Here is a 26,050-nt window from a genome sequence, read left to right as displayed (position 1 = left end):
GTCCTATAAATTATCCCTGCGGCCTTCTTTTCCTATAATAAATGACCAAATATCTTTGAAAATATTTGCTCTTTGAAGGGTGTTGATAATAACAAGTATGACGGGACCAGCAATAAGTCCGAGAATTCCAATCATCTTATAACCGACAAAAAGAGCAACTAAAGTAGCAAGAGGATCGAGTCCGATACTTGATGATAATACCTTTGGCTCGATTAGCTGTCGTTGGACAATGACAATGGCATATAAGACGGAAAGGCCTATTCCTAAACTCGTATTTCCAGAAATAAATTCATAGATAATCCATGGAATAAAAATAGTACCTGTCCCAAGGTAGGGAACAATATCAACTAGTCCACAAATAAGTGCAATGGTGATTGAATAGCGCACTTTGAGGAAGAGCAGTCCGATTAATACGGTAACAGTCGTAATCGATACCAACGTAAATTGGGCTTTTATAAAGCCGAATAATGCACGCTTCAGATCTTTAATGATCCGGATAGTACTTACATAGACCTTTTCAGGAAGGAGTTTGTTACTTAAATTTGATAGGCGGTACCAGTCTTTGCTGATAAAAAAAGTGGCAAGTGCAGAAAACACAAGAACAGTTGCCGTATTAGGAATCCAACCTATAATACCGGGGATATTCTGAAAAAATGACTGAATAAAATTACCGGCTGTTGTAGCAATGGTCTGTCCAACATTTTGTATATTATCAAGAATCGTGTCTTGCTGCCCATTGTCTAGATTTTTAAATAAAGCAGCTGTTTGGTTATAGAGCGGCAAAATCTGTTGAACGATAAGGTCTTCAATATAATCAACAACTGTGACAAGGTGTTTAGGGACTACTTCTCCTAAATAATTTGCTCCAGAGACAATTTCCACGACAAGAAGAGTAATTAAACCGGCAAAGATAGAAAGAATAAGAAGTAGAGAAACGAGGACAGCAAGCCCTCTTGGCATTCGGGCTTTTTTTTCAAAAAAATTAACCAGTGGATTCATGAAAAAGGCGATGAATATTGCGATGATAAAGGGGTATGTGTAGGTTGAGAGATAAAACAATGCGACCCCGCCTAATACGACAATTCCGATGGCAACGAAAAAACGGACGAACCGATAAATGTATACGGGATTCATGCTTTTTTCCCCCTTTGTAATCGCTCTTTAACTATATAGTTTATTGTAACTAGGCTTCAAGATAAAAGAAAGGTCAATTATCTGACTAGTTTCTTTAAAGCAGATAAATAGGGACAGGTTTTTTACGAATACTTGTCCCTTTTGCTATGTTAAAATAACAAGAGTTCGGTTTATGGAGGAATGTTAAATGTATGGTCCTTATTTATTTTTACTTATGCTTCTCATAATAGGCCTCATTGCTAAAAATTCTTCATTGATGGCTGCCGCAGGAATTTTATTATTAATAAAGCTAACAGGGCTTGATACGAAAGTATTTCCCTTCCTCTCATCAAAGGGAATTAATCTTGGAGTGACCGTGATTACCATTGCTGTGCTAGTCCCAATTGCAAGTGGTGCAATCGGGTACAAACAGCTGGCAGAAGCCATAAAGTCACCCTATGCATGGATTGCGTTACTATCAGGAATTGCAGTGGCGCTGATTGCGAAGAATGGTCTCACCCTGCTTGCCAATGATCCTCATATCACCGTGGCACTTGTCTTTGGCACTATTTTGGCTGTTGCTCTATTTAAAGGAGTAGCTGTTGGCCCCTTAATTGGTGCAGGAATTGCTTACTTATTTATGCAGCTTTTTAATCTAATTAAATAACCAAAGCAGAACAGGAAACCTGATTCAGGTTTCCTTATACGAAAATCATTTGAATAATTATCCAATAAGTTATTTATGAGTTTTTCTAATAAAATAATAATATTTTCATTTTTTAAGTGCTTTCCATTTCCAAAAAACTGATAATTGTTTATAATAGGTCTTGTAACTATCGCTGACTTTTCTACAAAGATATGGAATAGTATCTATTAATAGGATTGGTTTGCCGTTACCTGAGCAAGCGCTCGATAGGAAGTTTTAAGGAGTAGTTTTTAGGGTAAAAAATGTTGGTGCAGATTATTTAAAGCATTCTCATTTTTTCAGGGGGAACTACAACCCTAGGAATTACATATTGCATGATACTTATTTAAATTTCTTTGGAAGCGCTATATTATAATGAGCATTGGACAAAGGGGAATTTTTTTTTAGAAAAGGAGAGATTTTGTATGACAGCAACAAAGGGCCTAGAAGGTATCGTGGCAACTACGTCAGCGATTAGTTCAATAATCGATGATACATTAACATACGCTGGGTATGATATTGACGATTTAGCGGAAAATGCCACATTTGAGGAAGTTATTTATCTGCTTTGGCATGGTAGTCTCCCTACACAAAGTCAGCTTGAAGAACTGACAAAACAACTGGCAGAAAATGCGGCAATTCCTGAGGAAGTTTTAAACCACTTTAAAACGTACCCAATTGGTAAAGTTCATCCAATGGCGGCTCTTCGGACAGCGGTTTCATTACTAGCACTTTATGATGATGAAGCAGATACAATGAGTGACGAAGCGAACTACCGTAAAGCCATCCGAATTCAAGCGCAAATGCCTACTCTTGTTACAGCCTTTGCTCGCGTACGTAAAGGTCAAGAACCGGTTGCACCGCGTACTGATTTAAGTTTTGCGGCAAACTTCTTATATATGCTGACTGGCAACGAACCAGAAGCGATTGAAGAAGAAGCATTTAACAAAGCCCTTGTTCTGCATGCAGATCATGAATTAAATGCATCAACCTTTACAGCTCGGGTGTGTGTAGCTACTTTAGCAGACATCTATTCTGGTGTGACATCTGCTATTGGTGCCTTAAAAGGACCATTACATGGCGGAGCAAATGAGCAAGTTATGAAAATGCTTACAGAAATCGGTTCAGTGGATAAGGTAGAATCGTATATCAATGAAAAACTAGAAAACAAAGAAAAGATTATGGGCTTTGGCCACCGCGTATACCGTAAAGGGGATCCGCGTGCAAAACATCTTCGTGATATGTCCCAGAAACTGACGGAATTAACTGGTCAGCCTGAATACTACGAAATGTCTGTAAAGATTCAAGATTTGGTAACAGGACAAAAAAATCTTCCTCCAAATGTGGATTTCTATTCGGCATCCGTGTACCATAGTCTAGGTATCGATCATGATTTATTTACACCTATTTTTGCAGTCAGTCGTACGTCGGGATGGATTGCGCATATTCTTGAGCAATACGCTAATAATAGACTGATCCGCCCGCGTGCAGAGTATACTGGACCAGGCATGCAAAAATATGTATCTATTGAAAAAAGATAAATAATATTTAACTAGTTTTGAATTTTGTAGTAAATTTAGTATTGTGAGTAAACAAGGTTAGTAACTCTTCGATGAAGAGTAAGCTAACCTTTGATATTGAATCGGGGGTATAAACATGACACAAGGTGAAAAAATTGCAGTAGTTAACGGATCTTTACAGGTACCAAACAATCCAATCGTTCCTTTTATCGAGGGAGACGGAATTGGACCTGATATTTGGGCAGCGGCTTCTCGTGTTTTAGACGCAGCTGTAGAAAAAGCGTATAAAGGTGAAAAGAAAATCGAATGGAAAGAAGTCTATGCTGGACAGAAAGCTTTCGATAAAACAGGAGAATGGCTTCCTGCTGAAACACTTGACGTGATTCGCGAATACCTTATTGCGATTAAAGGACCACTAACTACACCAATCGGCGGCGGAATTCGTTCCCTAAACGTGGCATTACGCCAAGAACTTGATTTGTATGTTTGTCTACGTCCTGTTCGTTACTTTGAAGGTGTACCATCACCGGTTAAACGTCCAGAAGATACTGACATGGTTATCTTCCGTGAAAATACAGAAGATATTTATGCTGGAATTGAATATGCAAAAGGTTCTGACGAAGTAAAGAAACTAATTGATTTCTTGAAAAATGAATTTGCTGTTAAAAATATTCGTTTCCCTGAAACTTCAGGTATCGGAATTAAGCCTATTTCTGAAGAAGGTACAAAACGTTTAGTACGTGCGGCTATCAATTACGCAATTAAAGAAAACCGTTCTTCTTTAACACTTGTGCATAAAGGAAATATCATGAAATTCACTGAAGGCGCATTTAAAAACTGGGGATACGAAGTGGCTGAAGAAGAATTCGGCGATAAAGTATTCACATGGAATCAATACGATAAAATTAAAGATGCTGAAGGAACAGATGCTGCTAATAAAGCACAGGCTGCTGCTGAAGCTGAAGGAAAAATTATCGTTAAAGATTCAATCGCTGATATCTTCTTGCAGCAAATCTTAACTCGTCCAAAAGAGTTTGATGTAGTAGCTACAATGAACTTGAATGGTGATTATATTTCAGATGCTCTTGCTGCTCAAGTTGGCGGAATTGGTATTGCTCCTGGAGCAAACATCAACTACGTGACTGGACATGCTATCTTTGAAGCAACCCATGGTACAGCACCTAAATATGCTGGATTAGATAAAGTGAATCCTTCATCTGTCTTACTTTCAGGCGTACTAATGCTTGAACACTTAGGATGGTCTGAAGCTGCTGCATCAATTACAGCTTCTGTTGAAAAAACGATTGAGTCTAAAGTAGTAACATATGACTTTGCTCGTCTAATGGAAGGCGCTACTGAAGTTAAATGTTCAGAGTTTGCCGATGAATTAATTAAAAACCTATAAGTTTATAATCAGCTTCGTGAAGGGTTTGGTACTAACCATCCCTTTACGAAGCTTTTATAAAATAGACAACAAACTACGTATCTCGGGAGGATTATAAATCATGTCTCGTAAAAAAATCACAGTGGTTGGTGCTGGTTTTACAGGAGCTACTACTGCCTTCTTATTAGCGCAAAAAGAACTTGGTGATGTAGTAATAGTCGATATTCCTCAAGCAGAAAACCCTACAAAAGGAAAAGCACTAGATATGGCTGAAGCAGGTCCTGTACAAGGATTTGATGCAAATATTAGTGGTACTTCCGACTACGCTGAAACAGCACAATCCGATTTAGTTATTATCACTGCAGGTATTGCACGAAAACCTGGAATGAGTCGTGACGATTTGGTGCAAATTAACCAAAAAGTGATGAAATCAGTGACTAAAGAAATTGTGAAGTATTCCCCTAACACAACCATTATTGTACTGACTAACCCTGTTGATGCAATGACATATACGGTATTCAAAGAATCAGGATTCCCTAAAGAGCGTGTCATCGGCCAATCAGGTGTACTGGATTCCGCACGTTTCCGTACGTTTGTTGCCAAAGAATTAAATCTTTCTGTTAAAGATATCACTGGTTTTGTACTGGGCGGGCACGGAGATGATATGGTTCCACTTGTTCGGTATTCGTACGCTGGAGGTATCCCATTAGAAACATTAATTCCGCAAGACCGTTTAGAAGCAATAGTCGCTCGTACGCGAACAGGCGGAGGAGAAATTGTCAATTTACTTGGGAATGGCAGTGCGTATTATGCACCGGCAGCTTCAATTGTCGAAATGGCTGAAGCAATTCTTAAGGATCAACGTCGTGTCGTTCCAACCATCGCTTACCTAGAGGGTGAATACGGATTCGAAGGAATATATTTGGGTGTACCAACGATTATAGGAGCGAATGGGATTGAAAAGATTATCGAATTAGAATTGACGGAAGATGAAAAAGCAGCTCTTTCTAAATCTGTGGACTCTGTACGTCAGGTACTAAACGTTTTAAATTAATGCGAAATGGTTAGAAAAAAAGCTATCTAAAGATTAGAAGCATGGGGGTGGTCTTTCACCTCCATAATGCCTACTCTTTGGTGGCTTTTTAGTATAAATCAGGAGGACTAATCATGCTGTTAAAGAAGAAAAAACCGGGAAGAAAAATTGAAGAAATCAGCTTAGGTGAAAAGTTGACGCTGACGGAGAAGATGGAAGATAAGGAACTGCTTCTTTATTTAGGGCTGACTAATGATGCGAATCCATTATATATCCAACATGATTATGCTTCACAAACGCCGTTTAAAAAACCACTGGTTCCTGCCATTATGTTAGCAGGTATAGTAACTTCTGCTGTTTCTAAATATATTCCAGGTCCAGGGAGCTATATTTTATCACAAGAGATGTCTTATCCTAGACCCGTTTATCATGAACAAACCATTACTTTTTTCTTTGAAGTCACCTCTATCAACATAGAACAAAACAGGGTTGAAATTAGTGTAACAGCAAAAAATGAACAAGAAGAGTCTGTTTTAATGGGGAAATTACTAATCATTCCACCTTCTTTTGAAAAGCAGAATACGCATGTATTTACCGATCCGTTTTGAGAACCTCGCTCACATGTGCGAGGTTTATTTGTCACTAGAACTATGCGTTTTCTCTCGCATTCATTTATAATGGGGATGGATGAACAGACTCTAATGAGTTAGGGGTAATACATATTCAGGAGGAAATCATGGTTAAAAAAATTCTCGTAGTGGATGATGAACAATCAATTGTAACTTTGCTTCAATATAATTTGGAGCAAGCAGGCTTTTCTGTACTGACAGCATCTGATGGAGAAGAAGGGTTGAGGCTAGCGAGTATTGAGACTCCGGACTTAATGGTATTAGATTTAATGCTGCCTAAACTTGATGGGATTGAAGTGTGCAAGCGGCTTCGTCAGCAAAAGATCATGGTCCCCATTCTCATGCTGACAGCAAGGGATGATGAATTCGATAAAGTACTGGGCCTAGAGTTAGGTGCAGATGATTATATGACAAAACCTTTCAGTCCACGTGAAGTAGTTGCTCGAGTTAAAGCGATTTTACGAAGAATGGAAATACAGGCTCCTGTTAAGGAAGATAAAGAAACAGATGAGGAACTAATCAAGCTTAGCGGACTTGAAATTTTCCCCGAGCGTTATGAAGCGTATTTTGAATCGTCTTTGCTGGAGCTGACTCCAAAAGAATTTGAATTGCTGCTGTATCTGGCCAGATATAAGGGGAAGGTACTGACACGTGATCAACTGCTTAGTGCTGTTTGGAATTATGACTTTGCAGGTGATACACGTATTGTTGATGTTCATATCAGCCATTTGCGTGAAAAAATTGAACATGATACACGAAAACCTCTCTACATAAAAACCATTAGGGGATTGGGTTATAAACTTGAGGAACCGAAGGCAGAATGACAAAGTTTAGAACGAAGCTTCTCCTGGCATTGATTCTATTAATCATGGTCGTTTTTCTGGCTGTGGGCTTATTGTTAGGATTGCTATTTAAGACCTATTATGCGAATGCGTTTAACGAACGTATTGAAAATGAAACCTTATTTATCACTAATTATATTGAGGAAATTGGCGGGATTACGCCTTTTTTAAATAAGCAGAACGTAGAACTTATTGATTCGATTGAAGACCATAACTGTACAATAATTTCAAGCGAAGGTCAGGTTCTCTTTGATTCTAATGCGAATCGTTTCGATAATGTCGGCACGCATAAAGTCCTGTTGGACAATATAGTCGAAGAAAAAAGCAGTACGAAACGTTACGGCTATAAGAAAATTGTCGGTGAAAATGAACTCCGTTATTACTGGGGAAAGATAGAAATCGGCGGTAAGTTAGAAGGATACGCCATTTTCAGCAATGAAGAAGAAGCCATTAAACAAGCGAATAAACAAGCGTGGATTATACTTGCTGTCAGCCTTGGTGCTTCATTACTCATTATTATTATGCTGGGAAGTCGTATTGCTACCCGTTATACGCGTCCAATTGAAACAGCTACTAAAACAGCCATCGAGCTGGCAAAGGGGAATTACCGGGCAAGGGCTTCCTCGGCGCAAGCAGATGAAACAGGTAAATTGAATACCTCACTGAATATTCTTGCGAGAAATCTACAGGAAATGGAAATTTCTCGTGAGATGCATCAGGATCGACTGGAGACACTGATTGAGAATATAGGAAGTGGTGTATTGCTGATTGATAATAAAGGCTACATCACTCTCTCGAATCGTGCCTATAAAAATATATTTAAGGTAGATCCATTAACCTTCTTGTATCATGTGTATTACGAGGTCATTGAGCATAAAGAAATTATTAGCCTTATTGAAGAGATTTTTATGACGGAAAAAAGTATGAAGCGGCAATTGCTGATTCCACTTGCCTTTGAAAGAAGACATTTTGAAGTGTATGGGGCGCCAATTATCGGAAATAATGACGAATGGAAAGGGATATTGGTCGTTTTTCATGATATATCTGAGCTTAAGAAATTAGAACAAGTGAGAAAAGATTTTGTTGCGAATGTTTCTCATGAGCTCAAGACTCCCATTACTTCTATTAAAGGATTTTCTGAGACACTTTTAGACGGAGCGTTAAAGGATGAAGAAGCATTAAAGAGCTTTTTAATGATTATTTTGAAAGAAAGTGACCGGCTTCAAGCGTTGATTCAAGAGCTTTTAGACTTGTCCCGTATTGAACAACAGGAATTTGTGCTTAATATTAAACCTTTAGAATTGACTCCTATTCTTGAAGAAACACGAACCATCCTTAATGGAAAAGCAGTCGAAAAAGATATTGAACTGACCTTACACGTACCTGAAAATCCTGTCTGGATAGAAGGAGATTCATACCGGATTACACAGGTGTTTCTTAATTTAATGACCAATGCTTTGACATACACTCCTAATGGTGGAATGGTTGAAGTAGAAGTAAAAGAACAAAAAGAAGACGTAATCGTGACGATTCGAGACACCGGAATTGGCATTGAAACGGAGGAATTGCCTCGTATATTTGAACGTTTTTATCGAGTGGATAAAGCGCGGAGCCGTGATTCTGGCGGGACCGGTCTAGGGTTAGCTATCGTAAAACACATTCTAGAGGTCCTTCATGGTGAAATTACAGTAGCCAGTGAACCAGGAAAAGGGACCGTATTTACAGTTTTATTAAAAAAACAAATTAACAAGTAAAACGATGAGGGAAGAGCATTTACATTAAATTAACAATGAATTTAAATGTTCTTAATATCAATAGTTTACAATTACTATTGAAAACCCCCTTCATCCAAGGAAAGAAGTGGCGTGGACGTACCTAGTCCGCGCCATTTCTTTTTTCGTTCATACTTGTTAAAAATATACTTATTATGAATTTATTGAAACATTTCTTCTTTTGTTACGTAAATAAAAGGAGAACAAAAAAGGGGTGGGGAAATGATTAGCTTAAAAAGAATCTACATGTTAACAGGTCTAGCATTCTTAATTATCATTCTGTTAATAACAGCAATCACAACCTGGTATACGGTGGATGAATCAGATCAAGCTGTGATTCATACATTCGGTAAGGTTGAAGAAACGGTCATTGAGCCAGGTCTGCATTTTAAATTACCTTGGCCAATCCAAACGGTGGAGAAGCTTTCAAAGGAAACCTTTAGTCTTCAGTTTGGCTTTTCAGAAAGCAACGGAGAAGTGAAGGATTATCCAAGAGAAACAAAAATGATTACCGGGGATGAAAATATTGTCTTAGCTGATATGGTTGTTCAATGGAAAATTACGAATCCGCCAAAATATTTATATAATGCTGATAATCCAAAGGAAATATTATATGACACAACTTCAGCCGCTTTACGGAGCATTATTGGCAATTCAGCAATTGATGATGCCTTAACTTCAGGGAAAGCAAAAATTGAAGGAGATGTTCGAGATCTACTTTCGAATCTTATTGATAACTATGACATTGGGATCTCGATTTTAGCGGTAAAACTACAGGATGTTGAACTTCCAAATTCCGAGGTGCGTAAAGCATTTACAGAGGTAACGGATGCAAGAGAAACGGCGAATACGAAAGTCAATGAAGCGCGTAAATATGAAAATAAGCGGGTGAATGAGGCAAAAGGTGAAGAAGCAGCTATTTTATCAAAAGCAAATGGTGAAAAAATTGCCCGTACTGAACGAGCACGCGGGGATGTAGCCGTCTTTGACAAATTATATAAGGAATATAAGAAAAACCCTGATGTTACAAAAGAGCGGTTGATTATTGAAACGCTGGAGCAGGTGCTGCCAAATGCAGAAATGTATATTATGAATGACGATGGAAATACACTTAAGTATTTCCCGATACGACCACTTGAAAAAGAAACAGAAAAAGTGGCACCAACAAAGGAAGAGGAAGGAGAGACAAAGGATGACAAATAAAGTCGTGAATATTAACGAACTTAAAAATAACATTTCTTGGAGAAAGTATGTTAAGGTCGGGATTTTCTTTATTGTTCTCTTTGCTCTTTTACTGTTTCTGTTCACGAATGTTTATATTGTAAAAGAGGGAGAATTTAAAGTGGTGCGTCAGTTTGGTGAAATCGTTCGAATCGATAAGTCACCAGGACTGAAGGTAAAGGTCCCATTTGTGCAAAGTATAACGACGCTTCCAAAATATCAAATGGGATATGATGTATCTGAAGCTGAAATCAATACCAAAGATAAAAAACGAATGATTATTGATAATTATGCAATTTGGCGGATAGATGATCCGATTAAGATGATTACGAACGCCAGATCGATGGAAAGTGCTGAATCAAGAATGGAAGAATTTATATACTCGGTTGTTCGAACTGAGCTAGGTCAGCTGGATTATGACGAAATAATCAATGAAAAATCATCAAGAGGCAGCATTAATGATCGTATCACTCAAAGAGTAAATGAATTACTGGAAAAAGATAATTACGGTATTTCCGTAACCGATGTACGGATAAAACGGACTGACCTTCCACCTGAAAACGAAGAGTCTGTTTACAAACGGATGATATCTGAGCGTGGATCAAAAGCGCAGGAATACCTTTCAAAAGGTGACGCGGAGAAAAATACAATTATGGCTGAAACGGATCGGAAAGTAATCGAACTTATCGCTAAGACAGAGGCAAAAGCAGAGATCATTCGAGCGGAAGGTGAAGGAGAAGCAGCACAAATCTACAATGCTTCTTTCTCTAAAGATACTGAATTTTACTCTCTATATCGAACCCTTGAGTCATATACAAAAACGGTCAATGACCAAACAGTCATCGTTCTCCCTTCAGATTCACCATATGCTAAATTGCTCTCAGGAAATACAAAGTAAAAGAAGCCGGCTACCTATCAGGTGGATAGCCGGCTTTTTTGCTTTAAGATTATGGTCTTCCTTGTTTGGATAGTCAGAGGAAAACAGGTCTATCCATTCATGGACAGCACAGCTGCCTTCGCTTTTCTTTTCCCTTCTGGTAGAATAAAAGTAGATATAAACCGGATTTTCAAAGGGTACGCTTAAGGATGATTTACTATTGTTTAGTGAAAAATAGGAAACATAAAAAGAGCGTATTAGTTTGTCAGGAGGAAGTTAATTTGGAAAAAAAATTAGTGTTAATAGATGGTAATAGTATAGCGTATCGTGCTTTTTTTGCTTTACCGCTGTTGAATAATGATAGAGGGATTCATACGAATGCGGTGTATGGATTTACCATGATGCTGAATAAAATTTTGGAGGAAGAGAAACCAAGTCATATTCTAGTTGCCTTTGATGCAGGGAAAACGACGTTTCGACACGCAACGTTTAAGGAATATAAAGGCGGCCGTCAGAAGACGCCTCCTGAGTTATCAGAACAGTTTCCATTCATAAGGGAATTACTTGATGCTTTTGGAATCACCCGTTACGAACTTCCCAATTATGAAGCAGATGATATTATCGGGACACTGTCCTTACAGGCAGAGCAAGATAACTTTGAGATTAAAGTGATTTCTGGCGATAAGGATTTAACGCAATTAGCCTCGACTGCAACAACAGTTGGAATTACTAAAAAAGGAATTACGGATATTGAGCTGTATACACCAGAACATATTCGTGAAAAATACGGTCTTGCTCCGCAGCAGATTATTGATATGAAAGGTCTGATGGGAGATGCTTCAGATAATATCCCAGGCATTCCTGGTGTCGGCGAGAAGACGGCATTAAAGCTATTACAGCAATTTAATACAGTGGAAGTCCTATTACAATCACTTGATGAAGTTAGTGGGAAGAAGCTGAAAGAAAAAATTGAAGAGCACCAGGACTTGGCTGTCCTAAGTAAGCAGCTGGCGACCATTACAAGAGAAGCACCAATCGAAGTGACACTTGAAGAAACAGAATACAAAGGGATGGACATTACAAAAGTGGTTGAAATGTATAAAGACCTCGGTTTTAATTCCTTACTTGAAAAGCTGGGTGACCTGGCAGACATTTCTGAGGAGATTGTTCAGGACGAGATTCAGGTTGAAGTAGTGTCTGAAATCAGCGAGGCAATGCTTGCAGAAGAAAATGGGCTTTTTGTAGAGATACTGGAGGATAACTATCATCAAGCTGATATCATTGGAATCACGATTTCTAATAAACATGGTCAGTTTTATTTAAAGGCAGAACAGGCGGAAGCGTCAGCTGTTTTTAAAGAATGGGCCAGTGACGAAACGAAAAAGAAAGCCGTTTATGATGCGAAAAAGACAATTGTTGCTTTGAACAAGCGCGGCATTGACTTAAAAGGCGTTGATTTTGATATTTTCTTGGCTTCTTATATTCTCGATCCCGCTGATGCTGCTGAAGATTTGGCGGCTATTGCCAAAAAACAAAATTATTCACCACTAATGCCTGATGAATCGTTTTATGGAAAAGGGGCTAAGCGATCGATTCCTGGTGAAACGGAACTAAGTGAGCACCTTGCTCGAAAAGCGAAAGCATTGCTGGAATTAAAGCCGATTATGATCGAAACACTTGAACAAAATGAACAATACAGTCTGTTAATGGATTTGGAAATCCCGCTGTCCATTATACTGGCGAAAATGGAAACCCAAGGAATTAAGGTAGATGTTGAACGCCTCAAGCAATCTGGAAAAGAATTGGCGCTGAGATTGAATGAAATAGAAGCCAAAATCTTTGAAGCAGCGGGTGAATGTTTCAATATTAACTCACCGAAACAGCTGGGTGTGATTTTATTTGAGAAGCTTCAGCTTCCCGTTTACAAAAAAACGAAGACAGGTTACTCTACTTCGGCAGATGTGCTTGAACGATTAGAAAGTCAGCATGAAATTGTGCGGGAAATTCTCCATTACCGTCAGTTGGGTAAACTCCAATCTACTTATATTGAAGGATTATTAAAGGTGGTCAATGCCGATAGTGATAAAGTTCATACTCGCTTTAACCAGGCGTTGACACAAACAGGACGTTTAAGTTCTACTGATCCGAATTTGCAAAACATCCCGATTCGTCTAGAAGAAGGCAGAAAGATTAGACAAGCGTTTATTCCTTCAGAAAAAGATTGGATTATTTTTGCAGCGGATTACTCCCAAATTGAATTACGGGTTTTGGCTCATATTGCGAATGATGAGGGACTGGTTGAAGCGTTCCGGGCTGATATGGATATCCATACCAAAACAGCGATGGATGTCTTCCATGTACAAAAGGAAGAAGTGACATCGAATATGCGGCGTCATGCAAAGGCCGTTAATTTCGGGATTGTTTACGGAATTAGTGATTATGGTTTATCACAGAGTCTTGGAATCAGCCGAAAGGAAGCTGCTCAATTTATTGATAATTATTTAAAAAGTTTCCCGGGTGTCCAGGAATATATGCATGAAAGTATTCATGAAGCGAAGCAAAAGGGGTATGTGTCCACGTTGTTGCAGCGCCGGCGTTATATTCCGGAGATTACGAGCCGTAATTTCAATCAAAGAAGCTTTGCTGAGCGTACCGCGATGAATACACCCATTCAGGGAAGTGCGGCTGATATTATAAAGCTTGCCATGATTAATATGAGTGAGCGAATCGAAGAAGAAAACCTAAAAACCCGGATGCTGCTTCAAGTACACGATGAATTGATTTTTGAAGCACCTCCTGAAGAATTAGAAATTTTAATGAAAATTGTCCCGGAAGAAATGGAAAGAGCTATTGAATTAAATGTACCGTTAAAAGTTGACTATGCATATGGACCAACGTGGTTTGATGCTAAATAATGAGGATCTAGATTCACTTGAAGGAGATTGCAGATGCCAGAATTACCTGAGGTAGAAACCGTTAGACGAACACTTGAACAGCTAGTCCTTGGAAAAAAGATTAAAAATGTGGATATATATTGGCCAAAAATCATTAAAGCCCCCGAACCGGTGGAACAATTCAGTGATGCATTGATCGGGCAAACAATTCATGAAATAGGCCGACGCGGTAAGTTTTTGATTTTTCAGCTTGATGATTATTCTCTTGTCTCCCATTTACGAATGGAAGGGAAATACGCGGTTTATCCTGAAAGTGAACCGCGTGATAAGCATACTCATGTAGTCTTTACCTTTACAGACGGATATCAACTTCGTTACCGTGATGTACGAAAGTTTGGAACGATGCATTTATTTACAAAAGGTGAAGAGGTCTCTAGGATGCCGCTTCTTCATTTAGGTCCAGAGCCGCTCTCTGAAGAATTTACAACAGCGGATTTAGCGATGAAGTTAGCCAAAACAAACCGGAAGATAAAATCAGTACTTCTCGATCAAACGGTAGTGGTTGGGATAGGCAATATCTATGTAGATGAATCTTTATTCCGTGCTGGCATACATCCAGAACGAATGGCTTCATCCCTTTCATTGGATGAGATTACGAGAATACATGGAGAAGTAAAGTTAACATTGGCTGAGGCTGTAGAAAAAGGCGGCAGTACCATTCGTTCTTATGTGAACTCACAAGGACAAATAGGGATGTTTCAACTAGAATTATTTGTTTATGGACGCAAGGGTGAGCCATGTAAGCGTTGTGGAACGCCACTGGAAAAATTAGTAGTCGGAGGCAGGGGAACGCATATTTGTCCCATCTGTCAGCCGTTGCCAAAAACCTAAGAAAAAACGATATTCACACATCGGATAGGCTCCTCCCATATACTAACGTAGTTATTTGATGGAGGGGAGAATATCGATGTGGCTTTCACTTTTCATTCTAGCTTTTGCCGTAAGTATTGATGGGTTTGGGGTAGGACTGACCTTTGGTATGAAAAAAATGAAAATTCCTTATAAATCTATTGCCGTCATTTCTTGTTGTTCAGCTTTAAGTCTGGGTTTTGGAATAATTATTGGTGATTTTATTGGTCAAGTAGTATCAGGAACTGCAGCTGCGATGACAGGCGGAATTATTTTAATTATGCTGGGAGCTGGAATGCTGCTTCAGTATTTCAAACCTGACAAGACACCTGAAAATATTGCTACAGAAACGACGATTTTTAACTTTGAAATAAAATCTATGGGTGTTGTCATCAATATTTTACAAAAACCAATGAAAGCAGATTTTGATAAATCGGGAACGATAAACGGCATTGAGGCGATTGTCTTAGGGTTCGCTTTGTCTTTGGATGCTTTCGGAGCAGGCATTGGGGCAGCAATGATCGGCATTTCACCTTTTATCCTAACCCTTAGTATTGCTATTATGAGTTTTGTTTTTATTTGGGGCGGATTGCTAAGCGGAAGACTACTAGCTGCCAATAAAGTCATGCAGCATATTGCTTTTTTACCAGGAGTATTATTAATTATGATTGGAATCTTAAAATTATAAAAGAAGGAGCCGAATATGGAACAGGTTATCGGAATTACAGGCGGTATCGCTAGCGGCAAAAGCAGCATTAGCCAATATATCAAAGATATGGGGTTTACTGTGATTGATGCTGACCTTGCTTCAAGAGCGGTTGTTGAACCTGGCCAAGAAGCTTACACCGAGATCATTTCAGTATTTGGCGAAGAATTACTGCTTCCAGACCAAAGTATCAATCGAACAAAGCTAGGGGCGATTATTTTTCATGATGATGAAAAACGCCTGCTCTTAAATGGAATTGTTCACCCTGCTGTGAGAAAGTGGATGTTAGCGAAAAAAGAAGAAGCTTTCCAAAATGGGCAGTGTACAGTCTTTATGGATATCCCGCTATTGTTTGAAAGCAAGCTAACTTATATGGTTGATAAAACATTACTTATCTATGTCGATGCCGACATTCAAGTTGAGCGATTAATGAAACGGAATCAATTGTCTGAAGCTGATGCAATGGCACGGATCAATTCCCAAATGCCGCTTGCAGAAAAGATTGCATTAGCAGATGCGACAGTTGATAATAATGGGCCGTTAGAAACTACGAAACTGCAGACAAGAAACATTCTTAAAGAATGGGGAATCGTAGAGTAAAAAAGCAGAGAGGCAATCCTCTCTGCTTTTTTATATATTCCTCTTAATGAGCAACATTAAAACATGTATTTCACATATTTGCTGGTAAGATCGTGGAAATTTTCAATAAAATATCATTTAACGTAATTTTATCATCACATTAGTGTCCTAATATGTTATACTAATTAAGACAAAAGAAGCGTTTAAGTATAACACTAATTCGGGAGGGTCCGAAAAATGAATGCAAGAGCAGCTATTAATGGATTTGGTAGAATCGGAAGAATGGTATTTCGTCAAGCAATCGTAGATAACAAGGTTGACATAATTGCTATTAATGCAAGTTATCCTGCTGCAACATTAGCTCATTTAATTAAATATGATACAACTCATGGGAAGTTTGAAGGCGAAGTCATTGTTGAAGATCATGCATTGATTATCAATGGCCGCCGAGTTCTATTATTAAATAACCGTGATCCTAAACAGTTGCCATGGAAGGAATTAAACATAGATATCGTGATTGAAGCCACCGGCAAATTTAATCACAGAGATAAAGCGAGCTTGCATCTTGAAGCTGGTGCGAAAAAAGTTATAATTACGGCACCTGGAACAAATGAAGATATCACAATTGTTATGGGTGTGAACGAAGAACAGCTTGATGTAGATAAGCATTTTGTGATTTCAAATGCATCATGTACGACGAATTGTCTGGGTCCAATTGCTAAGGTACTCGACCAACAGTTCGGGATTGAAAATGGCATGATGACAACTGTACACGCTTACACAAATGATCAAAATAATATAGACAATCCACATAAAGATTTAAGAAGAGCAAGAGGATGTGCTCAGAGTATTATTCCTACAAGTACGGGTGCTGCCAAAGCATTGGCATTGGTACTCCCTCAACTTAAGGGGAAGATTTCCGGCATGTCTTTGCGTGTGCCGACTCCAGACGTTTCATTGGTCGACCTTGTCGTTGATTTGAAATGTCCTGTAACGGTAAATCAGATAAATACAGCTTTTCATGAAGCTGCTACCGGCTCATTAAAGGGGATTCTTGGCATTACGGATGAGCCGCTGGTTTCTGTCGATTTTACGAGTGACCCGCACTCAGGTGTTATCGATGGATTATCGACTATGGTAATCGGTGAAAACAAAGTCAAAATTCTTGCTTGGTATGATAATGAATGGGGTTATTCCAGCCGAGTTCTTGATTTAGTGAAGTATGTGGCACAGGAAATGAAAAATGTTTCCGAAGTAAAAGCAGGATAAATGTAGAGGAAAAAAAAGCCTTTCTGCCCCCGGTAGAAAGCTTTTTTGTTGTGTGAACGAATAGAGGGAAAATTTTAAATCAATTGATTTATAGAAAAATCATATTGCAAAAAAAACCCAAACACAGTATACTATGACTCGTGAGCTGATTAGTGATCATAATGGCTACTTAAAGGGTTAGGACCTCTCTGGACTAACTTTCCCCCGTGGTAGTTGTTTGTAGAACAAGGTTTCTACAGAATCCTAAATCATGTAAAAGGGGGAAACTTAACATGGAAACAATGGGTAGACATGTAATCTCTGAACTTTGGGGATGTGACTTTGATAAACTGAATGACATGGATTTTATTGAGAAGACATTTGTTAATGCTGCGTTAAAATCAGGTGCAGAGGTACGTGAAGTAGCTTTTCATAAGTTTGCTCCGCAAGGTGTCAGCGGTGTTGTAATTATTTCAGAGTCGCATTTGACCATACACAGCTTTCCGGAACATGGTTATGCCAGCATTGACGTTTATACGTGCGGCGAACTTAATCCAAACGTAGCTGCAGAGTACATTGCCGAAGCATTGAATGCTCAAACACGCGAAAACATTGAGCTTCCGCGCGGCATGGGTCCGGTTAAAGTAAATCAGAGTAAAGTCACGGCGCAATAATTAACATTACTAAATCAAGAAGAGGTGCGGATGCATCTCTTTTTTTAATGGATTTTTTAGACAATTAAAGGCAAAAAAGGGCTTTTTATAACAGGATTGCCTTGCAAACATGTATAATAAAGGGAAAGATATTTAAGGTGGAGATGAAGCAGATGGGTTGGGCTAAATCAATTGTTACTCGGTATAAACAACAATGTTCGACTAATGATCACCATCAAGATAAAGAGCTGCAAACACGTTATTATAAGATCACACAAGACAAGGCACTGACAGAAGTTGAAGGAATTTTTAGTGATAAGCAACGCTATGAGATTAAATCAATCTCACGCGAGCATGGTGAAATATTGCTGGAAGCAAAAAAACATGCCATTACCATTGTGGTTTCAGTAGTCCCAATCAGAAACTTTGAGAATGCGATTGATTTTTATGTATCAACGGATAAATGGCGGCTGACTGGGGCTTATCCTCAGTTAAAACAAGAAGTGATAGAGGCATACAGCAGACTTGGCAAGAAATTAACCGCAGTAGAATCAAGTAAATAAAATGTGCTAAGATGAGATACATAATGCTGAATCGTTTTTTTGCTTGTACACAGTGACGCTTTTATATAAGATAAAAGAAACGAAAAAAGGGTATTCTCCCGGGAAAGGTGATCGGGAGTATTAAAAAACACGGAGCTGATACGTATGAAGTGCCCGTCTTGTCAATATAATGGAACCCGTGTCCTTGATTCTCGTCCCGTGGATGAAAGCAAATCAATTCGCCGCCGACGTGAATGTGAAGCGTGCGCTTATCGGTTTACAACATTTGAAAAGGTTGAGGAAATTCCTTTGATTGTTGTCAAAAAGGAAGGTACACGTGAGGAGTTCAGCCGCGACAAAATTCTACGCGGTTTAATCAGGGCTTGCGAAAAACGTCCAGTACCATTGAAAGAATTGGAAGATATAACGAACTATGTTGAAAAAGAATTACGGAACCAAGGTATTTCAGAAGTGAAAAGCGACCTGATTGGGGAAATGGTTATGGATCGGCTTGCTGAAGTTGATGAAGTAGCCTATGTAAGGTTTGCCTCGGTTTATCGTCAATTTAAAGATATTAATGTTTTTATTGATGAATTAAAGGAACTACTAAATAGAGAAGGTAAACAGAGCTAAAGACTCCTCTTTGGCTCTTTTCTATCGGTACGGAAAGGGTTGGTGTTATGACCAAACATTGGCAGGAACTACTACCAGTGGACCGGTATATGGTTTCTTCAGCAGGACTGCTGCATGATTATGACAGAAAGGTTTTGACGCTTCTTTACCAGCCGTTAATTGGACCTGTCTGCGTTAGTCTTTATATGACCCTGTGGAGTGAAATAGAAGCTAATCGGCTTTGGTCACACTCATCAACTCATTACAGCCTGATGAATACAATCGGTCTAAATTTGAATGAAATCTTTGAAGCGAGGACGAAGCTGGAAGGAATCGGACTAGTAAAGGTCTTCCGGAAGAAAATGGTTGATGAGAAGCAGTTTATTTATGAATTGAGGCCTCCATTAACGCCTGAGCAATTTTTTACAGATGGAATGCTGAATATCTATTTGTACAAGAAAATCGGCAAAGCCCATTTTAACCGCCTGAAAAAATTCTTCTGTGATGACCATATTCAAGTGGATGAGTTTGAAGAGGTAACTAAATCATTTTCTGCTATTTTTACTTCCGACCATATGGATTCATTATACATGTCAGATGAGGCGGCTGATACACTAGAGCCTGAAAGTACACAGAAATTTATCGGCCGTCCTGACGGCGAGGAACCTGAAGGCTTTGAGAGCACATTTGACTTTACGCTCTTTTTCTCAGGATTAAAAAGCTCGCTGGCACCTAAAAAGGCATTTACATCAAAAGTGACAGAGACAATCAGCAAGCTTGCATTTTTATATGGAATCAATCCGCTGCAAATGCAAGGACTTGTAATTGGTTCAGTGAATATGGATAATGAAATCGATTTGAAAGAGCTGAGAAAGTCGGCGCAAAATTGGTATCAAATCGAGTATAATAAGGACATGCCATCGCTGACAGAAAGAGTACAGCCTGTCAAACACAGAACGCAGCATGAAGAGCCGAAAACCCAAGAACAAGAGTATATCCGACACTTGGAAACGACCTCTCCAAGGGATCGTCTTATGCAGCTTTCAGGCGGGGCGGAGCCCTCTGCAAATGATATGAAGATTATTGAAGGGGTTATGCTGAATCAGAATTTACGGCCTGGGGTTATAAATGTCTTAATTGAGTATGTTATGCTGAAAACAGATATGAAGCTTACCAAAGCTTATGTGGAGAAAATCGCTAGTCATTGGACACGAAAAAATGTCTCGACAGTTACTGAAGCGATGGAACTCGCTAAGAGTGAGCATCGCCAATATCAGGAATGGGCAAAAGCGAAAAAAGAAGGCAGAAACCCAAATAAAAAAGCAACCCGGACAGAACCAGTTCCGGAATGGCTCAATAAAGAAGAACCAGAGACAGCGGCAGTTGTTGACGATTCAGCCTTAATAGAAAGAAAACGACAGCTTGAGGAAAAAATGAAAAATCTTAAAAACAGGGGGTGATCAATGATGGAAAAAATAAATACGGCGCTTAATAAACTAGCGAATACTGGTCAATTTAAAAAACGGTATGATCATTTAAAAGATGAAGTGTTAAGTGACCCGGATATCGTACTGTTTTTGAATGAAAATAGTTCGACGGTAACGAATGAAATGGTTGAAAAAAGTTTGGTCAAGCTCTATGAATTTACCACACAAAGTAAGCATAATTGTGAAAAGTGCCCGACTCTTGGAGAGTGTAACAATGTCTTGAAGGGCTATCAGCCTCGATTGATTATTCAAGGCAATTCACTAGATTTACAATATGATATGTGTCCGCGTAAAGCGGCTGATGATGATAAAAAGAAACGCGAAAAGCTGATTCAAAGTCTTTATGTCCCTCGTGACATCTTATCGGCATCAATCCGTGACTTTTATCAAACGGATTCTTCAGCAGGACGAATGGAAGCAGCTGAAAAGGCCACGATTTTTGCTACAGAATATGAAGCAGGTAAGAAACAAAAAGGGTTATATCTTCATGGTCAATTTGGCGTTGGAAAAACCTATTTACTCGGTGCAATCGCTAATGAGCTGGCTGAACGGAAGATTTCTTCTATGATTGTTTATGTGCCTGATTTCCTTAGAGAATTGAAGGGATCAATTGGTGATAACACCTTAAACAGCAAAATTGAAATGGTGAAGAAGGCCTCAGTATTGATGTTGGATGACCTTGGTGCTGAATCCATGACAAGCTGGGGAAGAGACGAAGTCATCGGTCCCATTTTGCAATTCAGAATGCTCGAGAATTTACCGACCTTCTTTACTTCAAACTTTAATTTTGCAGAGCTTAAGAATCATCTTACCTTCTCGCAGCGTGGCGAAAAGGAAGAAGTCAAAGCAGCTCGAGTGATGGAACGGATCATGTATCTTGCAGATCCTATTCATCTTGATGGGAAAAATCGCCGGCATTAAGCTTTAGCGAAATACTCTCATGGCCGTCCATTCTTGGACGGCTTTTTTTTTTGCTAGACGTTCTGCTTCTAAATAAACAGCTTATCCCATATATATGAAGTACATAAGCATATGTAGGGGGGGATTTGGTGCATATTTATTTTCAAGGTAATGGAGAGGCAGAGAAGTTGAACACTATCATCTCTGACCACCCGCTGTGGACAGAGCTTCACACATTTTTTCAGTGGCTTCCTAAAAATGAACTAATCGTTGATCTGGATAGCGAGTATATGGAAAAGATGCATATGCTCCTTAGTGATGCGTTCTATACGTTTTTTTTAACAGAGAAAATTTGGGAATGGCTTGAACAAATTATTACACTTCGCTTTTATTTTCGTGAACGTGATGAAATTGATGCAATCTTGGATATTTCAGCGGCGATTATAGAAGGAGAGAGATTGACTGGTGAGAATCAACCGCTGCGGAAAATTAGAGAGATGATCTCGGAAGGACTGACTGCGGTGATTTTTGCAGACGGCCAAAGCTTTTCCTTCGACTCGTTTGCAATGTTTCGACTTAGAGCGATTTACGATATTCTCGGAACCTATGTGGAACATGCCATTGATGAGTATAAGCTTGAACAAGATTATCAAAGCTTTCTTGCGTCATTACGTGATTGCTTAAAACGACAGGAGCCGAAGATGAAAGTCCTGCATTTACTTCATCAAAATGACTTTAGTTTTTATACAGCAGATTTCCGTAAAGTAGATAAGAAGGAACTACAAATGATGATCAACCGGCGGTTATTCGCAGGGAACTTAATTTATGTGGATTCAACTACTCTTGCACCACTTATTTCAATAGCACCAGAACGTGTCTATCTATATAGTGATCATGCAGAGGATGGTCATGTGCGAGCAATCGTCCGATTATTTGAAGAACGCAGTATAATTCGACCCATTACCACTTTCTTTGACTTGCAGAAAAAAGCGATTCAGCCATGGGATGACGAAGCAATACCTGGTTTATAATCAAAAAACGGTTTGAAGAGAGAAAAAAGCCCTTGATTTTCATTACATAACAACTTATAATTTGCTACATACTAATTTTATACATTTTAACGTTACGATTGAGGGCACGGGTATTCTTATAACCAGTTAGTAGAGAGGGAAGTCATGGCTGAAAGCTTCCTAGCATGGACAGAACACTTACCGCCTCAGAACTTCAGCCTGGAAAACATGTGTGAGTAATGGCTGACGGAAAACCCCCGTTATCTGGTTACGAGTGTCGTTTTACCTGAAAGGGTGAAGCGGAACGAGGGTGGAACCGCGGGTCTTAATTAATTTATTAAGCTCGTCCCTGTATTTTATACAGGGGCGGGCTTTTTTGTTTGTCCTAAAAATTAGAAGGAGTGGTATTACATGTCTGAATTACTAAACATTACATTCCCTGATGGCGCAGTGAAGGAATATCCATCAGGTACTTCGATTGAAGAAATCGCTGCTTCAATCAGCCCAGGGTTAAAGAAAAAATCGATCGCTGGAAAAGTGAATAACGAAATGTATGATCTGAAACGTCCAATCGAAGAAGATGCTGCCATAGAAATCATTACTCAAGATAGTGAACCCGCTCTTGAAGTATTGCGTCACAGTACAGCTCACTTAATGGCACAAGCTGTTAAACGCCTCTATAAAGGTGCAAAATTCGGTGTAGGTCCCGTTATTGAAGGCGGATTCTACTATGATATTGATTTAGAAGAATCACTGACTCCAGAAGACCTTCCGAAGATTGAAAAAGAAATGAAAAAAATTATCAATGAAAATATTGAAGTAGTTCGTCTTGAGGTAAGTCGTGATGAAGCAATTAAACGATTTAAGGGAATTGATGATGAATATAAATTAGAACTAATTGAGGCCATTCCAGCTGATGAGCAAGTAACTATTTATGAACAGGGCGATTATTTCGATCTTTGCCGCGGCGTTCACGTTCCTTCAACTGGCAAGATTAAAGAATTTAAGCTGCTTAGTATTGCCGGAGCTTATTGGAGAGGGAACAGCGATAATAAAATGCTTCAACGTATTTATGGTACTGCCTTCTTCAAAAAAGAAGATCTTGCGGAACATATGCGTTTACTTGAAGAAGCAAAAGAGCGTGACCACCGTAAAATTGGGAAAGAGCTTCAATTGTTTACAAGCTCACAATTAGTAGGTCAAGGCCTTCCATTATGGTTGCCAAAAGGTGCGACTATCCGTCGTGTAATCGAGCGGTATATTGTTGATAAAGAACAGCGTCTTGGCTACGATCATGTGTATACTCCTATAATGGGAAGTGTCGATTTATATAAAACATCCGGCCACTGGGAGCATTACCAAGAGGATATGTTCCCAGTAATGGACCTTGATAATGAGCAGCTGGTTCTTCGTCCGATGAACTGTCCGCATCATATGATGGTCTACAAAAACAGCATTCACAGCTACCGTGAGCTGCCAATTCGTATTGCGGAACTTGGAACACAGCATCGGTATGAAATGTCCGGTGCCTTATCTGGCCTTCAGCGTGTTCGTGGGATGACATTAAACGATGCTCATATCTTTGTACGCCCAGACCAAATTAAAGATGAGTTCAAACGCGTAGTGAACCTAATTCTTGCCGTGTATAAAGATTTTGATCTGAATGACTACTCATTCCGCCTTTCTTATCGCGATCCTGCCGATACTGAAAAGTATTTTGATGATGATGCAATGTGGGAAAAAGCACAAAGCATGCTGAAAGAAGCCATGGATGATCTAGGCTTAGATTACTTCGAAGCTGAAGGAGAAGCTGCTTTCTACGGACCAAAGCTGGATGTTCAAGTACGTACAGCACTTGGCAAGGACGAAACACTTTCAACGGTTCAACTTGATTTCTTACTGCCAGAACGCTTTGATTTAAATTATGTAGGAGAAGATGGCAAGCAGCACCGTCCTGTAGTTATTCACCGCGGGGTTGTATCAACAATGGAACGTTTCGTTGCGTTCTTAATTGAAGAATACAAAGGTGCGTTCCCAACATGGCTTGCGCCTGTACAAGCGCAAATCATTCCGGTTTCGCCTGAAGTCCATCTTGAATACGCAAAAGAAATTCAAGAAAAACTTCAAGCAGAAGGATTACGTATTACAATGGATCAGCGTGATGAAAAAATCGGCTATAAGATCCGCGAAGCACAAATGCAAAAGATTCCTTATATGCTCGTTGTCGGTGACAATGAAAGCAAAGAAGGCAGCGTAAACGTTCGTAAATACGGCGAACAAAAATCCGAAACCATGTCATTTGATGACTTCCTAAAAGTCATTAAAACAGAAGCAAAACTCTAAGCAATAAAGGGACACAGCCATGTGTCCCTTTATTTTAACAAAAGAAGACTGAAAAATTTGTTAATTAAGGTCCCGGTCGAGGGTAATACGGATTTGCTCTAAAATCCGGCGGAAATCCCCTACAGGAGTAATCATTAGCGACAATTTTTAAGTGATTGATACCCAGCTGGGTATTTGACCCCCTTAATTAGCTTCCAGACGGGAATATGGGCTCACGAGACGGGAATACGATGTGCCAGACGGGAATACAGCATCCTCAGACGGGAATAACTCCATGCCAGACGGGATTAATATGGATTTGCGTTAAAATCGGGTGGAAATACCCCCCCAAGAGTATCATCAGCTACATTTTTTTAAAGTGACTGATACACGATGGGGTATTCGAACCACTTAATTAGTTGCCAGACGGGATTAATATGGATTTGCGTTAAATTCCGGTGGAAATACTCTCAAATGAGGAATGCAGTAATGTATATGCAGAAATATTATAACGAAATGGGGAGTTTTTATTGATTCGAAAAGCAGTACCAGATGATGCGGTGCGATTATCGCAGCTGTTTAAAGAAGTGGATCAGTCAAATGTCATGCTATACGGACCAGGGGAACGTCAAACGACGCCTGAGCAGATTCGTAAGAGAATTACTGCTGTGTCTGAATCGGATACTTCTGAGTGGCTGGTGGAGGATATTGGGGGCGTTCTTGCTGGTTATTTATTAATTCAGGGAAGCGCGCTTAAAAGAGTTAAACATACCATTTATCTGGTTATTGGGATTTCTGAGGCATTTCGTGGACAAGGTATTGGCACAAGGCTTTTTGAGGAAATGGAGAAATGGGCGGTCGAACACGCTATTCATCGAGTGGAGTTGACGGTACTTGCTCAAAATGAATCTGCACGCGCACTTTATCGTAAGATGGGATTTGAAGTAGAGGGAACGAAAAGAAACTCTGTCTTTATTGATGGGAGTTATTGTGATGAATACTATTTATCCAAGTTAATTTAACAAAATTTGTAGAAAAGTATAGCAGATGATAAAAAAGGTATTGCAAACTCTGTCGATATTTGATAAGATAACTTCTGTTGTAGTAATTAA

General features: G+C 39.3%; 23 protein-coding genes. 22 read left to right on the top strand and 1 reads right to left on the bottom strand.

What is annotated here, in order from left to right:
• Nucleotides 1–3: 3 nt before the first annotated feature.
• Nucleotides 4–1,134, bottom strand: coding sequence for a sporulation integral membrane protein YtvI (ytvI, locus tag MHI18_RS07635; protein ID WP_340846792.1), 1,131 nt, complete (start codon nucleotides 1,132–1,134; stop codon nucleotides 4–6).
• Nucleotides 1,135–1,321: 187 nt separating this feature from the next.
• On the opposite strand from ytvI, the gene MHI18_RS07630 reads away from it, so the two are divergent.
• From MHI18_RS07630 to MHI18_RS07525, 22 genes are all read left to right on the top strand, one after another.
• The gene (locus tag MHI18_RS07630; protein WP_340846791.1) at nucleotides 1,322–1,780 is read left to right on the top strand and encodes a DUF441 domain-containing protein; all 459 of its coding nucleotides are present in this window, start codon (nucleotides 1,322–1,324) and stop codon (nucleotides 1,778–1,780) included.
• Between the two features lie 443 nt (nucleotides 1,781–2,223).
• The gene (gene citZ / locus MHI18_RS07625; protein WP_340846790.1) at nucleotides 2,224–3,339 is read left to right on the top strand and encodes a citrate synthase; all 1,116 of its coding nucleotides are present in this window, start codon (nucleotides 2,224–2,226) and stop codon (nucleotides 3,337–3,339) included.
• A gap of 115 nt (nucleotides 3,340–3,454) precedes the next feature.
• Nucleotides 3,455–4,723, top strand: coding sequence for an NADP-dependent isocitrate dehydrogenase (gene icd, locus MHI18_RS07620; RefSeq protein WP_340846789.1), 1,269 nt, complete (start codon nucleotides 3,455–3,457; stop codon nucleotides 4,721–4,723).
• Nucleotides 4,724–4,823: 100 nt separating this feature from the next.
• The gene (gene mdh / locus MHI18_RS07615) at nucleotides 4,824–5,756 is read left to right on the top strand and encodes a malate dehydrogenase (RefSeq protein ID WP_340846788.1); all 933 of its coding nucleotides are present in this window, start codon (nucleotides 4,824–4,826) and stop codon (nucleotides 5,754–5,756) included.
• A 110-nt stretch (nucleotides 5,757–5,866) separates the two neighbouring features.
• Nucleotides 5,867–6,343 carry a MaoC/PaaZ C-terminal domain-containing protein gene (locus tag MHI18_RS07610; protein WP_340847612.1) on the top strand — a complete coding sequence of 159 codons (477 nt, stop codon included), beginning with the start codon at nucleotides 5,867–5,869 and terminating at the stop codon, nucleotides 6,341–6,343.
• Between the two features lie 128 nt (nucleotides 6,344–6,471).
• A complete protein-coding gene (locus MHI18_RS07605; protein ID WP_340846787.1) occupies nucleotides 6,472–7,188 on the top strand; it encodes a response regulator transcription factor in 717 nt (238 codons plus the stop codon).
• Nucleotides 7,185–8,960, top strand: coding sequence for a two-component system histidine kinase PnpS (gene pnpS, locus MHI18_RS07600; protein ID WP_340846786.1), 1,776 nt, complete (start codon nucleotides 7,185–7,187; stop codon nucleotides 8,958–8,960). Before MHI18_RS07605 ends, pnpS begins: the two co-directional genes overlap by 4 nt.
• Nucleotides 8,961–9,200: 240 nt before the next feature.
• Nucleotides 9,201–10,181 carry an FtsH protease activity modulator HflK gene (gene hflK / locus MHI18_RS07595; protein WP_340846785.1) on the top strand — a complete coding sequence of 327 codons (981 nt, stop codon included), beginning with the start codon at nucleotides 9,201–9,203 and terminating at the stop codon, nucleotides 10,179–10,181.
• Nucleotides 10,171–11,097 (top strand): protease modulator HflC, encoded by a 927-nt coding sequence (gene hflC / locus MHI18_RS07590; RefSeq protein ID WP_340846784.1) that lies wholly within the window; start codon nucleotides 10,171–10,173, stop codon nucleotides 11,095–11,097. Before hflK ends, hflC begins: the two co-directional genes overlap by 11 nt.
• A 260-nt stretch (nucleotides 11,098–11,357) precedes the next feature.
• Nucleotides 11,358–13,991, top strand: a complete 2,634-nt coding sequence (gene polA / locus MHI18_RS07585) for a DNA polymerase I (RefSeq protein ID WP_340846783.1) — start codon at nucleotides 11,358–11,360, stop codon at nucleotides 13,989–13,991.
• Nucleotides 13,992–14,024: 33 nt separating this feature from the next.
• The gene (gene mutM, locus MHI18_RS07580; protein WP_340846782.1) at nucleotides 14,025–14,861 is read left to right on the top strand and encodes a DNA-formamidopyrimidine glycosylase; all 837 of its coding nucleotides are present in this window, start codon (nucleotides 14,025–14,027) and stop codon (nucleotides 14,859–14,861) included.
• A gap of 76 nt (nucleotides 14,862–14,937) precedes the next feature.
• The gene (gene ytaF, locus MHI18_RS07575; protein ID WP_340846781.1) at nucleotides 14,938–15,567 is read left to right on the top strand and encodes a sporulation membrane protein YtaF; all 630 of its coding nucleotides are present in this window, start codon (nucleotides 14,938–14,940) and stop codon (nucleotides 15,565–15,567) included.
• A 15-nt stretch (nucleotides 15,568–15,582) separates the two neighbouring features.
• Nucleotides 15,583–16,185 (top strand): dephospho-CoA kinase, encoded by a 603-nt coding sequence (gene coaE / locus MHI18_RS07570; protein WP_340846779.1) that lies wholly within the window; start codon nucleotides 15,583–15,585, stop codon nucleotides 16,183–16,185.
• Nucleotides 16,186–16,401: 216 nt separating this feature from the next.
• Nucleotides 16,402–17,433, top strand: a complete 1,032-nt coding sequence (locus MHI18_RS07565; RefSeq protein WP_340846778.1) for a glyceraldehyde-3-phosphate dehydrogenase — start codon at nucleotides 16,402–16,404, stop codon at nucleotides 17,431–17,433.
• Between the two features lie 272 nt (nucleotides 17,434–17,705).
• On the top strand, nucleotides 17,706–18,086 hold the full coding sequence (speD, locus tag MHI18_RS07560) for an adenosylmethionine decarboxylase (RefSeq protein ID WP_340846777.1): 381 nt from the start codon (nucleotides 17,706–17,708) through the stop codon (nucleotides 18,084–18,086).
• Nucleotides 18,087–18,238: 152 nt separating this feature from the next.
• Entirely contained in the window at nucleotides 18,239–18,628 is a 390-nt protein-coding gene (locus MHI18_RS07555) for a hypothetical protein (RefSeq protein WP_340846776.1), read from the top strand.
• A 144-nt stretch (nucleotides 18,629–18,772) separates the two neighbouring features.
• Nucleotides 18,773–19,240: a transcriptional regulator NrdR gene (gene nrdR, locus MHI18_RS07550; RefSeq protein ID WP_040373416.1), complete on the top strand. Its 468-nt coding sequence runs from the start codon at nucleotides 18,773–18,775 to the stop codon at nucleotides 19,238–19,240.
• Between the two features lie 47 nt (nucleotides 19,241–19,287).
• The gene (locus tag MHI18_RS07545) at nucleotides 19,288–20,679 is read left to right on the top strand and encodes a replication initiation and membrane attachment family protein (RefSeq protein WP_340846775.1); all 1,392 of its coding nucleotides are present in this window, start codon (nucleotides 19,288–19,290) and stop codon (nucleotides 20,677–20,679) included.
• Nucleotides 20,680–20,685: 6 nt separating this feature from the next.
• Nucleotides 20,686–21,627 carry a primosomal protein DnaI gene (gene dnaI / locus MHI18_RS07540; RefSeq protein WP_340846774.1) on the top strand — a complete coding sequence of 314 codons (942 nt, stop codon included), beginning with the start codon at nucleotides 20,686–20,688 and terminating at the stop codon, nucleotides 21,625–21,627.
• Nucleotides 21,628–21,755: 128 nt separating this feature from the next.
• Nucleotides 21,756–22,637: a sporulation protein YtxC gene (gene ytxC / locus MHI18_RS07535; RefSeq protein WP_340846773.1), complete on the top strand. Its 882-nt coding sequence runs from the start codon at nucleotides 21,756–21,758 to the stop codon at nucleotides 22,635–22,637.
• 390 nt (nucleotides 22,638–23,027) lie between these two features.
• Nucleotides 23,028–24,959, top strand: coding sequence for a threonine--tRNA ligase (gene thrS, locus MHI18_RS07530; protein WP_340846772.1), 1,932 nt, complete (start codon nucleotides 23,028–23,030; stop codon nucleotides 24,957–24,959).
• Nucleotides 24,960–25,468: 509 nt separating this feature from the next.
• Entirely contained in the window at nucleotides 25,469–25,960 is a 492-nt protein-coding gene (locus MHI18_RS07525) for a GNAT family N-acetyltransferase (protein ID WP_340846771.1), read from the top strand.
• Nucleotides 25,961–26,050 lie beyond the last annotated feature (90 nt).

Origin of the sequence: Peribacillus sp. FSL H8-0477 (assembly GCF_038002765.1) — a bacterium.
Lineage (GTDB): Bacteria > Bacillota > Bacilli > Bacillales > DSM-1321 > Peribacillus.
Note: the sequence above shows the minus strand (reverse complement) of the source record. Positions and strands in the feature narration are given on the sequence as shown.